Here is a 13,180-nt window from a genome sequence, read left to right on the forward strand (position 1 = left end):
CCGGATCCGTCCCCCGGACGGCGGATCCATCCCTTCGGGGGCCCTGGCGGCGCGTTGGGCACCCTCCCCGCGCGACCTCAAATAGCGTCCAGTAGGGTTTGGTCCGCATAAACATCCAAACCCCTGCCTGCGTCAGGGCCGGCGACCGACCCGAACACGGCCGCGGCCGGCCGCGCGGGCCGAGACTCTCGGGAAGGCGCTACGTGAGTCCCTACGGCTCCGACCGCTCGCCGCGGCGCCCGATGCGGCGGAAGCTGCTGCAGGCGCTGACTGCGGGCGTGGTCCTGGCGACCGCCACTGGTTGCTCGTATAACTGGACAAATTTCCCCCGCCTCGGACTGCCGTCACCGGTAACCGAGGAGGGTCCGCGCATCCTCTCCCTGTGGCAGGGATCCTGGGCGGCCGCACTCATCACGGGCATCCTGGTCTGGGGCCTGATCCTGTGGTCCGTCATCTTCCACCGGCGCAGCCGGACGAAGGTGGAGGTCCCCCCGCAGACCCGGTACAACATGCCCATCGAGGCGCTGTACACGGTGGTCCCGCTCATCATCGTCTCGGTGTTCTTCTACTTCACCGCGCGTGACGAGTCGAAGCTGCTGGAGCTCTCCAAGCCGCAGCACACGATCAACGTGATCGGTTACCAGTGGAGCTGGGGCTTCAACTACATCGAGAACGTCGACGGCGACGCGGCCACCCCGAAGAAGGGCGAGGTTCCCAAGGAGCTCTCGGCCATCCCGGACCGCTTCACCAAGGACTTCCCGGCGGGCGCCGAGGGCGTCTACAGCAAGGGCGTCCCCAGCGACAAGAACCCGGTGACGGGCAACCCGGGTCCCACCCTGGTCCTCCCCAAGGGTGAGAAGGTCCGCTTCATCCTGTCGTCCAATGACGTCATCCACTCCTTCTGGGTGGTTCCCTTCCTGTTCAAGCAGGACGTCATCCCGGGCCACACCAATGTCTTCGAGGTCGTCCCGACCGAAGAAGGCACCTTCATGGGCAAGTGCGCCGAGCTCTGCGGCGTCGACCACTCCCGCATGCTCTTCAACGTCACTGTGGTCTCCCCCGCGGAGTACCAGAAGTACCTGAAGGGCCTTGCGGAGAAGGGTCAGACCGGCTTCCTGCCGGCCGGCATCAAGCAGACCGACCCGGCCCGGAATGCGGAGACGAACAAACTGTGAGCATCCTCAACGAATCCCAGGGTGCCGCCGCAGCTGACTCGTACGAGAACGAGCTGCCGGTACGGCGCAAGCAGCCGGGCAACGTGGTCGTCAAGTGGCTCACCACCACCGACCACAAGACCATCGGCACGATGTACCTGCTCACGTCGTTCGTGTTCTTCATCATCGGCGGCATCATGGCGCTCTTCATGCGCGCCGAGCTTGCCCGTCCGGGCACGCAGATCATGTCGAACGAGCAGTTCAACCAGGCGTTCACGATGCACGGCACGATCATGCTGCTGATGTTCGCGACGCCGCTGTTCGCAGGTTTCGCGAACTGGATCATGCCGCTGCAGATCGGCGCGCCCGACGTGGCGTTCCCGCGGCTGAACATGTTCGCGTACTGGCTCTACCTCTTCGGCTCGATCATCGCGGTGGCCGGCTTCGTCACCCCGCAGGGTGCGGCCGACTTCGGCTGGTTCGCCTACTCGCCGCTGACCGACGCGGTCCACTCGCCGGGCATCGGCAGCGACATGTGGATCATGGGTCTGGCCTTCTCCGGCTTCGGCACGATCCTCGGTTCGGTCAACTTCATCACCACGATCATCTGCATGCGCGCTCCGGGCATGACGATGTTCCGCATGCCGATCTTCGTCTGGAACGTGCTGCTGACCGGTGTCCTGGTCCTGCTCGCCTTCCCGGTCCTGGCCGCCGCGCTCTTCGCGCTGGAGGCCGACCGCAAGTTCGGTGCGCACGTCTTCGACGCGGCCAATGGCGGCGCCCTGCTGTGGCAGCACCTCTTCTGGTTCTTCGGACACCCAGAGGTGTACATCATCGCGCTGCCGTTCTTCGGCATCATCTCCGAGGTCATCCCGGTCTTCTCCCGCAAGCCGATGTTCGGTTACATCGGTCTGATCGCGGCGACGATCGCGATCGCCGGCCTCTCGGTGACCGTGTGGGCCCACCACATGTACGTCACCGGCGGTGTGCTGCTGCCGTTCTTCTCCTTCATGACCTTCCTGATCGCGGTCCCGACCGGTGTGAAGTTCTTCAACTGGATCGGCACCATGTGGAAGGGCTCGCTGTCCTTCGAGACCCCGATGCTCTGGGCCGTCGGCTTCCTGGTCACCTTCACCTTCGGTGGCCTGACCGGCGTCATCCTGGCCTCGCCCCCGCTGGACTTCCACGTCTCCGACTCGTACTTCGTCGTCGCGCACTTCCACTACGTCATCTTCGGCACCGTGGTCTTCGCGATGTTCTCCGGCTTCCACTTCTGGTGGCCGAAGTTCACGGGCAAGATGCTGGACGAGCGCCTCGGCAAGATCACCTTCTGGACCCTGTTCGTGGGCTTCCACGGCACGTTCCTGGTGCAGCACTGGCTCGGTGCCGAGGGCATGCCGCGTCGCTACGCGGACTACCTCGCGGCCGACGGCTTCACCCTGCTGAACACGATCTCCACGATCAGCTCCTTCCTGCTCGGCCTGTCGATGCTTCCGTTCATGTACAACGTCTGGAAGACCGCCAAGTACGGCAAGAAGATCGAGGTCGACGACCCGTGGGGCTACGGCCGTTCGCTCGAGTGGGCGACCTCCTGCCCGCCGCCGCGGCACAACTTCCTCACCCTGCCGCGCATCCGCAGTGAATCGCCGGCGTTCGACCTGCACCACCCGGAGATCGCGGCCCTCGACCACCTCGAGGACCACGCCGGAACCAAGGCGGCCGTCACCGGCGGCAGCAAGGAGGCCGGCAAGTGAAGATCCAGGGCAAGATGTTCCTCTGGCTCTCCTTCTTCGTCCTGGTCATGGCCGTCGTGTACGGCGTGTGGTCGAAGGAGCCCGTCGGTACCACCGCGCTCTTCCTGACCTTCGGCCTGACCGCCATGATCGGCTACTACCTGGCCTTCACGGCCAAGCGCGTGGACGAGATGGCCCAGGACAACCTGGAGGCCGACGTCGCCGACGAGGCGGGCGAGCTGGGGTTCTTCTCCCCGCACAGCTGGATGCCGCTCTTCCTGGGCATCGGTGGCGCGTTCGCCTTCATGGGCGTCATCTTCGGCTGGTGGCTCATGTACTTCTCGGCCCCGATCCTCGTGATCGGCCTGTGGGGCTGGGTGTACGAGTACTACCGCGGTGAGAACGCGAACCAGTAGCAGCAACCACGCGGCAGCGCCGCGAGGCACCTGGGGCCCGGACACCTCCAATGGAGGAGTCCGGGCCCCTCGTTTGCAGTCATCCCGCGCGCTGGAATTGTCATATCTTCATAGCGTTGGCCCCATGAACCACTCACCGCGTCTTTGGACGGTACTCAGCTGCTCCGTGCTGGTCGCGTCCCTCGGGGCCGGCGCAACCGCCTGTGGGTCGGGCGACGACAACCCGCTGTCCGCGCGCCCGTACGACGCGGGCGATCAGGTCGCCTTCAACCAGACCGTCGGCAGCCGCCCCGTGGACCCCGACAAGCCCCTCGAAGTCACCACGAAGGGGGGCGAGGCCCGCATCACCGACGTGCTGGTCGTGGACACCCACGGCCGCCGCCTGGCGGGCGAGTTGTCCGCCAAGGGCGACCGCTGGCACAACACCGTCCCGATGGCCGCGGGCGTCCGCTACACCGTCACCGTGAGCACGGAGAACGGCAGGGGCGCCCAGGGGCGGCGTACGGCGGCATTCGACACCACCCCCGCCAAGGGCGTCCTCAAGGTCGAATTCGGCCCGGACGCGGGCAAATACGGCGTCGGGCAGCCCATCACGGCCGAACTCAGCGAACCCGTCAAGGAGAAGGCCGCCCGCGCCGTCATCGAACGGGGACTCGTCGTCGACACGCCCACGGGCGTCGAAGGGGCCTGGCACTGGGTCGACGACAAGAACCTGCACTACCGCCCCAAGGAGTACTGGCCCGCCAACACCACGGTCTCCGTACGGAGCAACCTGGAAGGCGTCAGGATCTCCGACCACCTCTACGGGGCCGGGGCCAAACCGCTGAAGCTGGAGATCGGCGACCGCGTCGAGGTCACCACGGACGCCGCCTCGCACTACCTCACGTTCAAGCGCAACGGAGAAGTGATCAACACCATTCCGGTGACCACCGGAAAGCCCGGCTTCTCCACCCGCAACGGCATCAAGGTGGTGCTCGGCAAGCAGTACTACGTCCAGATGCGCGGCGACACCGTCGGCATCGGCGGCAGCGAGTACTACAACCTCCCCGTCTACTACGCCACACGGGTGACGTGGAGCGGTGAATACGTGCACGCCGCGCCGTGGTCCGTCGGCTCCCAGGGCTACGAGAACGTCAGCCACGGCTGCACCGGCATGAGCACCGGCAACGCCGCCTGGTTCTACGAGAACATCACCGAGGGCGACATCGTCCAGGTGATCAACAGCATCGGCGAGGACATGGACGTCTTCGGCAACGGCTTCGGCGACTGGAACATGGACTGGAAGGACTGGCGGCAGGGCAGCTCCCTGCTCAAGGGCACCCAGGAAGGCCGCAACCCCATGGACCAGGCCCGTCTGCGCCCCACCGTCTGAGGCCCGGAGGCCCCGACGGGCCCCGCGACCCCCGCGCCCCCGCCGTCTCCCGGCCCCCTCCGGGGCCCTCCAAGGGCCCCGGAGACGGCCTGTCGGAGCGTCAGGCGTCCAGGGACAGCCGGGAGCGCAGCAGGCCCGCCAGGGCCTCGGGGAACTCCACCGGGTCCACGGGCAGGGTCACGGCCGCGTCCGCACGGCTCCACGTGGCCAACCAGGCGTCCTGCGGGCGCCCCATCAGCAGCAGCACCGGGGGACACCGGAAGATCTCGTCCTTGATCTGCCGGCACACACCCATGCCCCCGGCCGGAACCGCCTCGCCGTCCAGCACGCACACGTCGACGCCGCCCGCGTCCAGCTCCGTCAGGACCGCCGGAAGCGTCGCGCACTCCACGAACTCCACCGGCGGCAGGTCCGCGGCCGGCCGACGCCCCGCCGCCAGCCGCACCTGCTCCCGGGTGCCCGCGTCGTCGCTGTAGACCAGAACCCGCGCAGTCGCCCGCATTTCGTTCCTCCACGTTCCCGTGAATCACGTTGATGTTGCGCGGGATGCTACTCCTCCCGGTGCGTTGTCAACATCGGTTCGGACATGTCGCACGTGAGCCCGCGCAGGGGTCATCTGATGGGCCGTTCGGGCCTTGCACACGCCCCTGACACTCCGAACGGCACCCCCCGGGGTGAGGGCGGGATAAGCGACCGACATAATGTCGGTCGTGGCGACAGCAACGACAGTAGATACCGGGCACGCGCACCCGACGGTCAACCGGCCGAACCTCGTCAGCGTCGGAACCATCATCTGGTTGAGTTCCGAGCTGATGTTCTTCGCGGCCCTCTTTGCGATGTACTTCACCCTGCGATCCGTGACAGGACCCGAGTACTGGACAGAACAGGCTGGGTTCCTGAATCTGCCCTTCTCGGCGACGAACACGACGATCCTGGTGCTCTCCTCCCTCACCTGCCAGCTCGGCGTCTTCGCCGCCGAGCGCGGTGATGTGAAGAAGCTCCGGACGTGGTTCATCATCACGTTCGTCATGGGTGCGATCTTCATTGGCGGCCAGGTGTTCGAGTACACCGAGCTGGTCAAGCACGAGGGCCTGAGCCTCTCGTCCGGACCGTACGGCTCGGTGTTCTACCTGACCACCGGCTTCCACGGTCTGCACGTGACGGGCGGTCTCATCGCCTTCCTGCTGGTCCTCGGCCGGACGTACGCGGCCAAGAGGTTCACCCACGAACAGGCCACGTCGGCCATCGTCGTGTCCTACTACTGGCACTTCGTCGATGTCGTCTGGATCGGCCTCTTCGCGACGATCTACCTGATCAAGTAGCGAACCCGTCGCCGGACCCACGTCCGGCACTCCATCCAGAAACACCGACGCAGAAGATCCTGACACCGGGGTAATCCGTGAAAAAGCTCTCCGCACGACGACGCCATCCGCTGGCGGCGGTCGTCGTTCTACTCCTCGCGCTGGCGGCCACTGGGGGGCTGTACGCCGCCTTCGCCCCCGCGGGCAAGGCGCAGGCCGATGAAACCGCCCAGTCCCTCGCCATCGAGGAGGGCCAGAAGCTCTACGCCGTGGGTTGCGCAAGCTGCCACGGAACCGGCGGTCAGGGTTCCTCTGACGGCCCGAGCCTGGTCGGCGTCGGCTCCGCGGCCGTCGACTTCCAGGTGAGCACGGGCCGTATGCCCGCCCAGCAGCCCGGCGCCCAGGTGCCGAAGAAGCCCAACATCTACACCCAGGCCCAGATCGACCAGCTGGGTGCGTACATCGCCTCCCTCGGCGCCGGCCCGGCCGTGCCGAACCCGAAGCAGTACAACCCGGCGGGTGCCGACATCGCCAAGGGTGGTGAGCTGTTCCGCAACAACTGCGCGCAGTGCCACAACTTCACCGGTGAGGGCGGCGCGCTGACGAACGGCAAGTACGCCCCGAACCTCGAGGGCGTCGAGCCGAAGCACATCTACGAGGCCATGCTCACCGGCCCGCAGAACATGCCCTCCTTCCCGGACAGCACCATGCCGGAGAAGCAGAAGAAGGACATCATCGCGTACCTCCAGAACGTGAACGGCGAGAAGTCGGTCAGCCCTGGCGGCCTGAAGCTCGGTGGCCTCGGCCCCGTCTCCGAGGGTCTCTTCGGCTGGATCTTCGCCCTGGGTGCGCTGATCGCTGTCGCCGTCTGGGTCGCGGCCCACACCGCTAAGGCCAAGAAGTCATGAGTAGCCAAGAGATTCCCGAAGAGAAGCACCTGCCGAGCGAGCAGGGCGACGCCCACCACGGTGGCGTAGCGGTCGCGGACGACCCGTTCGCGGACCCGGGCCTCCCGGTCCACAAGCCGCGCATCCAGGACATCGACGAGCGGGCGGCGAAGCGCTCCGAGCGCACCGTCGCGATGCTGTTCACCCTGTCGATGCTGGCCACGGTCGCCTTCATCACCGCGTACGTGGTGATCCCGGTCGACAAGATCGTGTACATCTTCCCCGTCGGGAAGGTGAGCGCGCTCAACTTCGCCCTGGGTCTGACCCTGGGCACGGCCCTCTTCTGCATCGGCGCGGGCGCGGTCCACTGGGCCCGCACCCTGATGTCCGACGTCGAGGTCGCCGACGAGCGCCACGAGATCGCCGCTCCGCCGGAGGTCAAGGCCAAGGTCCTGCAGGACTTCGCCGACGGTGCGAACGAGTCGGGCATCGCCCGCCGTCCGCTGATCCGCAACACCCTGCTCGGCGCGCTGGCCCTGATGCCGCTCTCCGCCGTGATGCTCCTGCGCGACACGGGCCCGCTGCCCGAGGACAGCCTGCGCAAGACCGTCTGGGCCAAGGGCAAGCTGCTCATCAACCAGAACACGATGGAGCCGCTGCGTCCCGAGGACGTCCTGGTCGGTTCGCTGACCTTCGCCATGCCGGAAGGCCTGGAGGAGGAGCAGCACGACTTCCAGGTCCAGATCGCCAAGGCCGCCCTGATGATCGTCCGCATCAAGCCGGAGGACATCAAGGACAAGCAGGAACTGGCGTGGTCCCACGAGGGCATCGTGGCCTACTCCAAGATCTGCACCCACGTCGGCTGCCCGATCAGCCTGTACGAGCAGCAGACGCACCACGTGCTCTGCCCGTGCCACCAGTCCACCTTCGACCTCTCCGACGGCGCCCGTGTCATCTTCGGCCCGGCCGGTCACGCGCTTCCGCAGCTGCGGATCGGTGTGAATGACGAAGGCTTCCTCGAAGCGCTCGGCGACTTCGAAGAGCCCGTCGGTCCTGCATTCTGGGAGCGCGGATGAGCACTGCGACCACTGACACGAAGGCGCGCAAAGCGCCTGCCGGCGAGCGCGTAGCGGACTGGGCGGACGGCCGCCTGGGCATCTACAGCCTCGCCAAGGCGAACATGCGCAAGATCTTCCCGGACCACTGGTCCTTCATGCTGGGTGAGATCTGCCTCTACACCTTCATCATCATCATCCTCACGGGTGTTTACCTGACGCTGTTCTTCCACCCGAGCATGAACGAGGTCGTGTACCACGGCTCGTACGTGCCGATGCAGGGCGTCCTGATGTCCGAGGCCTTCGCCTCGACCCTCGACATCAGCTTCGACGTCCGCGGTGGTCTGCTGATCCGTCAGATCCACCACTGGGCGGCGCTGATCTTCGTCGCGGCGATGGTCGTGCACATGATGCGCGTCTTCTTCACCGGCGCGTTCCGCAAGCCGCGTGAGGTCAACTGGATCTTCGGCTTCCTGCTGCTGTTCCTCGGCATGTTCACCGGTTTCACCGGTTACTCGCTGCCGGACGACCTGCTGTCGGGCACCGGTGTCCGCTTCATGGAGGGCGCGATCCTGTCCGTGCCGGTCATCGGCACGTACCTGTCGTTCTTCCTCTTCGGCGGAGAGTTCCCGGGCGGCGACTTCGTCGCACGGTTCTACTCGATCCACATCCTGCTGCTGCCCGGCATCATGATGGGCCTGCTGGTGGCCCACCTGATCCTGGTCTTCTACCACAAGCACACCCAGTTCGCGGGTCCCGGCAAGACGAACAACAACGTCGTCGGCATGCCGCTGCTGCCGGTCTACATGGCCAAGGCCGGAGGCTTCTTCTTCCTGGTCTTCGGTGTCGTCGCGGCCGTCGCGGCCGTCGCCTCGATCAACCCGATCTGGGCGCTCGGCCCGTACCGCCCGGACCACGTGTCCACCGGTGCGCAGCCCGACTGGTACATGGGTATGCCGGAAGGCCTGATCCGAGCCATGCCCGGCTGGGAGATCAACCTGTGGGGCCACACGCTCGTCCTGGGCGTGTTCATCCCGCTGCTGCTCTTCCCGCTGGTCCTCGGCTCGATCGCCGTCTGGCCGTTCATCGAGGCCTGGGTCACCGGCGACAAGCGCGAGCACCACATCCTGGACCGCCCGCGCAACGTCCCGACCCGTACGGCCTTCGGTGTCGCCTGGATCGCGGAGTACATCGTGCTCCTCGTCGGCGGTGGCAACGACATGTTCGCCCAGTACTTCCACCTCTCGATCAACTCGATCACGTGGTTCGTCCGGATCGGCTTCTTCGTCGTCCCGGTCGTCGCCTTCATCGTCACCAAGCGGATCTGCCTCGGCCTCCAGCGCCGGGACCACGACAAGGTGCTGCACGGTCGCGAGACCGGCATCATCAAGCGTCTGCCGCACGGTGAGTTCGTCGAGGTCCACGAGCCGCTGCCGCAGGGCAAGCTGCACACGCTCACCTCGCACGAGCAGTACAAGCCGATCGAGATCGGCCCGACGGTCGACGAGAACGGTGTCGAGCGCAAGGTGAAGGCCACCGAGAAGCTGCGCGCGAAGCTCAGCAAGGGCTTCTACGCCGAGGGCAACCAGATTCCGAAGCCCACGGTGGAGGAGTACAAGGAGATCCAGTCCGGCCACGGCCACCACTGATCCCCCGCCACACCGCATGACCGCATGAGGGACTGATTTCGGTCAGTCCTGGTGTCGCCACGGCGAGAGCCCCGTCCAGTGTCTGGACGGGGCTCTTTGCCGTCTCCGGGGCTGGATAGGCTGAAGCCCTTCCCATTCGACGTGGATCTCAGGAGCGGACCATGAACGTTGTGACCCCGGCAGGCGGCGACAGCGTGGCGGCCCGCGGCTGGCCGGGTGTCCTCGACGCCCTGCTGACCGGCCGGGACCTGAGTGCCGACGACACCGCCTGGGCCATGGACCGGATCATGCGGGGGGAGGCCACCGACGCCCAGATCGCCGGGTTCGCGGTCGCGCTTCGGGCCAAGGGCGAGACGGTCGACGAGATCAACGGTCTCGTACGGGCCATGTACGCGCACGCCAACCTCATCGAGGTGCCGGGCCGCACGGTGGACATCGTCGGCACCGGCGGCGACGGGGCCAAGACGGTGAACATCTCCACGATGTCCGCGCTCGTGGTGGCCGGTACCGGCGCGAAGGTCGTCAAGCACGGCAACCGGGCCGCGTCCTCCGCGAGCGGTTCCTCGGACGTGCTGGAGAAGCTCGGCGTCAACCTCAACCTCACCCCGGAGCGGGTCGTGGAGGTCGCGGAGGAAGCCGGCATCACCTTCTGCTTCGCGGTCAAGTTCCACCCGGCCCTGCGGCACGTGGCGGCGGCCCGCAAGGAACTGGGCATCCGCACCACCTTCAACTTCCTCGGCCCGCTGACCAATCCGGCCCGCGTACGGGCCCAGGCCACCGGCGTCGCCGATGCCCGGGTGGCCCCGATCGTGGCGGGCGTGCTCGCCGAGCGGGGCTCGTCCGCGCTGGTCTTCCGCGGCGACGACGGCCTGGACGAACTGACCACCACGGCCACCTCGCGCGTCTGGTGGGTCCGTGACGGCAAGGTCGCGGAGCAGTCCTTCGACCCGCGCGACGTCGGCATCGACCTGGTCGACGTGTCCGCGCTGGCCGGCGGGGACCCTTCGTTCAACGCGGACGTGGCCCGCCGGCTGCTGGCCGGCGAGACCGGCCCGGTCCGCGACGCGGTGCTGCTGAACTCGGCGGCGGCGCTGGTCGCCCTCGACCCGGGCACCGGCACGCTGGAGGAGGAGATCGCGGCCGGCATCACCCGTGCGGCCGAGTCGATCGACTCGGGTTCGGCGCGGGCCGCCCTGGAGCGGTGGGTGGCCGCCACCAACGCGTAGCCCCCCGCGGCGGGCCGTGTGTTTTGAGCCAAGATCCCGGTCCACGATGTGGACCGGGATCTTGCGTTCGGTGGATCATGTGGCAGGATGCTGACCAGGTCACGAGTGACAGCGTTTAGGCCCCGGCTTGCTGTCCGGCAACCCTCCTTCCGTGGCGGGGTGCCCCGGGTGATGACCAGGTCGTAGGCAACAAGGCCTACGGCAAGCGCGGATCCCTCGAAACCAGGGGTCCTGGTCTACTCGAGGAGCTTTTTCCGTGAGCAAGCGAATGCGATAGGGCGACTCCGCCCCTTCTTCAACCCTCGGATCAGGGTCACTTCCGCGTACCCGCGTCGGGCCCGCCTTCCCTTCCGAGGTCTCTCCCGTACCCCGGACGGCCGCAGCGCCGCCGTACCCGCGTACGGGCACACCGAAGCCATTCCGCCCTGCCTGCCGGGAGATACCGCCATGTCCGCGACCCTGAACACCGCCGCCGCCACCGCCTCCGCCGCTGCCACTGCCGAGGGCCCTGCCTGTTCCGAACCGCTCGCGGTCCTCGGCCGGGACGTCACCGTCCCGCTCGTCACCGGCGGCGAGGTCACCTACGCGGCCCTCGACTACGCGGCCAGCGCCCCCGCGCTCCAGCGGGTCTGGGACGACGTGGCCGCGTACGCCCCGTACTACGGCAGCGTCCACCGCGGCGCGGGCTACCTCTCGCAGCTCTCCACCGACCTCTTCGAGCAGAGCCGGGCCACGGTCGCCGAGTTCCTCGACTGCCGCCCCTCCGACCAGGTCGTCTTCACCCGCTCCACCACCGACTCGCTGAACCTGCTCGCGGCCGTCCTCCCCGCCGACTGCGAGGTCTTCGTCTTCGAGACCGAGCACCACGCCTCGCTGCTGCCGTGGACGAACGCGCGGGTCACCTACCTCAACGCCCCCCGCACCCCGGACGAGGCCGTCGCCACCCTGGAGCGCGCACTCGCCGACCGCACTGCATCAATTCAAGAGGGGTACGGCCCCGCGCTGGTCTGCGTCACCGGAGCGTCCAACGTCACCGGCGAGCTGTGGCCGGTGAAGGAGCTCGCCGCCGCCGCGCACGCCCACGGCGCGCGGATCGTGCTGGACGCCGCCCAGCTGGCCCCGCACCACCCCGTCTCGGTCCAGGACCTCGACGTGGACTGGGTCGCCTTCTCCGGCCACAAGCTGTACGCCCCGTTCGGCTCGGGCGTGCTCGCCGGCCGCGCGGACTGGCTCCAGCAGGCCGAGCCGTACCTCGCGGGCGGCGGCGCCTCCCGCAAGGTCGCCCGCCGTGAAGACGGCGGCGTCGACGTCGAGTGGCACACCACCGCCGCCCGCCACGAGGCCGGCTCCCCGAACGTCATCGGCGTCTACTCCATCGCCTCCGCCTGCCGGGCCCTGACCGAGGCCGGCTTCGACACCCTGGTGGCCCGCGAGCAGGAGCTCATCGGCAAGGTCCGCGCGGGCCTGGCCGAGGTCCCGGCGGTCCGCGTCCTGTCGCTCTTCGGGGACGACGCCCCGCGCGTCGGCGTCATCTCCTTCGTCGTGGACGGCTGGAACAGCTCCCACTTCGCCGCTGCCCTGTCCGCCGAGTACGGCATCGGCGTCCGCGACGGCCTCTTCTGCGCCCACCCGCTGGTCCGCACCCTGCTGGGCAGCGAGCCCCAGGCCCAGGGCGAATGCGGAGCGCCGGAGGCGGCCCCGGGGGAGCGCTCCCTGAACGCCATCCGCGTCAGCTTCGGCGCGGGCACCCCTAACGAGCACGTCGACCGCTTCGTCCACGCGGTGAAGGAACTCGTCACGGACGGCGCGAAGTGGCAGTACCGCACGGAAGAGGGCCGCTGCGTCCCGGCCGTCTGACACGCTTCGGGGCATGACACCGTACTGGGACCCGGTGCCGCGCGCCTCCGGCGGGGTTCCGCTGCCGGGTGCGGCGCCGTGCCGGGGGCGCTGCCCCCGCGCCGCGCGCCTCCGGCGGGGTGGCGTGGTCTTGCCGGGTGCGGCGCCGCTGCCGGGGCTCCGCCCCGGACCCCGTGCCTCAAACGCCGGCGGGGCTGGGTGGTGTCCTGGAGCGGGACCGGCAGGGTTGGGGCGGGGGCCCTCCGGAGTGTCTCCTCGTCCTCGCGCCTGCGGCCACCGCGAGATGGGGCGGGGTGGTTGCGCGCTCGTCCTGCGGGGACCCTCCTGCGGACCCCCACCCCAACAGCACGATCCCGCCCCGGCCGGGCAGGGTCTTGCCGGACTGTCGGAGCGGGGGCACGGTGGGGCGTCCCCGCAGGACGAGCGCGCAACCAGCCTCAGCACTTTCACGACGGCCGCAGGCGCGAGGACGAGGAGACGCCCCGCCGGGACACCGCGCAGGACCCGCAAGGGGCGGGGCCCCGGCCCGG

Annotated in this window: 11 protein-coding genes and 1 riboswitch; of the genes, 10 read left to right on the forward strand and 1 reads right to left on the reverse strand. The window is 68.1% G+C overall.

Going from position 1 to position 13,180, the window contains the following annotated elements:
- The first annotated feature begins 203 nt into the window (after positions 1 to 203).
- The 4 genes from coxB (at position 204) to ACIQ5Y_RS36580 (ending at position 4,675) form a co-directional block, all read left to right on the forward strand.
- A complete protein-coding gene (gene coxB / locus ACIQ5Y_RS36565) occupies positions 204 to 1,175 on the forward strand; it encodes a cytochrome c oxidase subunit II (protein ID WP_403890753.1) in 972 nt (323 codons plus the stop codon).
- Complete coding sequence (gene ctaD / locus ACIQ5Y_RS36570; protein ID WP_403890756.1) at positions 1,172 to 2,908, forward strand: cytochrome c oxidase subunit I; 1,737 nt, start codon at positions 1,172 to 1,174, stop codon at positions 2,906 to 2,908. Before coxB ends, ctaD begins: the two co-directional genes overlap by 4 nt.
- Positions 2,905 to 3,303: a cytochrome c oxidase subunit 4 gene (locus ACIQ5Y_RS36575; protein ID WP_403890758.1), complete on the forward strand. Its 399-nt coding sequence runs from the start codon at positions 2,905 to 2,907 to the stop codon at positions 3,301 to 3,303. Before ctaD ends, ACIQ5Y_RS36575 begins: the two co-directional genes overlap by 4 nt.
- A 124-nt stretch (positions 3,304 to 3,427) precedes the next feature.
- Positions 3,428 to 4,675: an Ig-like domain-containing protein gene (locus ACIQ5Y_RS36580; RefSeq protein WP_403890761.1), complete on the forward strand. Its 1,248-nt coding sequence runs from the start codon at positions 3,428 to 3,430 to the stop codon at positions 4,673 to 4,675.
- Between the two features lie 100 nt (positions 4,676 to 4,775).
- Here ACIQ5Y_RS36580 and ACIQ5Y_RS36585 read toward each other — a convergent pair whose 3' ends face one another.
- A complete protein-coding gene (locus ACIQ5Y_RS36585; RefSeq protein ID WP_376658780.1) occupies positions 4,776 to 5,177 on the reverse strand; it encodes a hypothetical protein in 402 nt (133 codons plus the stop codon).
- 199 nt (positions 5,178 to 5,376) lie between these two features.
- Between ACIQ5Y_RS36585 and ACIQ5Y_RS36590 the strand changes: the two genes are divergently transcribed.
- From ACIQ5Y_RS36590 to ACIQ5Y_RS36615, 6 genes are all read left to right on the forward strand, one after another.
- Entirely contained in the window at positions 5,377 to 5,997 is a 621-nt protein-coding gene (locus ACIQ5Y_RS36590) for a heme-copper oxidase subunit III (protein WP_376658781.1), read from the forward strand.
- Positions 5,998 to 6,074: 77 nt separating this feature from the next.
- Positions 6,075 to 6,884, forward strand: a complete 810-nt coding sequence (locus ACIQ5Y_RS36595) for a c-type cytochrome (protein WP_403890765.1) — start codon at positions 6,075 to 6,077, stop codon at positions 6,882 to 6,884.
- The gene (locus tag ACIQ5Y_RS36600) at positions 6,881 to 7,939 is read left to right on the forward strand and encodes a Rieske 2Fe-2S domain-containing protein (RefSeq protein ID WP_403890768.1); all 1,059 of its coding nucleotides are present in this window, start codon (positions 6,881 to 6,883) and stop codon (positions 7,937 to 7,939) included. Before ACIQ5Y_RS36595 ends, ACIQ5Y_RS36600 begins: the two co-directional genes overlap by 4 nt.
- The gene (locus tag ACIQ5Y_RS36605; RefSeq protein WP_403890771.1) at positions 7,936 to 9,567 is read left to right on the forward strand and encodes a cytochrome bc complex cytochrome b subunit; all 1,632 of its coding nucleotides are present in this window, start codon (positions 7,936 to 7,938) and stop codon (positions 9,565 to 9,567) included. Before ACIQ5Y_RS36600 ends, ACIQ5Y_RS36605 begins: the two co-directional genes overlap by 4 nt.
- 161 nt (positions 9,568 to 9,728) lie before the next feature.
- Positions 9,729 to 10,793: an anthranilate phosphoribosyltransferase gene (gene trpD, locus ACIQ5Y_RS36610; RefSeq protein WP_403890774.1), complete on the forward strand. Its 1,065-nt coding sequence runs from the start codon at positions 9,729 to 9,731 to the stop codon at positions 10,791 to 10,793.
- A 97-nt stretch (positions 10,794 to 10,890) separates the two neighbouring features.
- Positions 10,891 to 11,007, forward strand: a riboswitch (SAM riboswitch).
- Between the two features lie 233 nt (positions 11,008 to 11,240).
- Positions 11,241 to 12,650 carry an aminotransferase class V-fold PLP-dependent enzyme gene (locus ACIQ5Y_RS36615; protein WP_403890777.1) on the forward strand — a complete coding sequence of 470 codons (1,410 nt, stop codon included), beginning with the start codon at positions 11,241 to 11,243 and terminating at the stop codon, positions 12,648 to 12,650.
- The last annotated feature ends 530 nt before the right edge of the window (positions 12,651 to 13,180 follow it).

The organism is Streptomyces sp. NPDC096339 (assembly GCF_044762985.1).
Classification (GTDB): Bacteria; Actinomycetota; Actinomycetes; order Streptomycetales; family Streptomycetaceae; genus Streptomyces.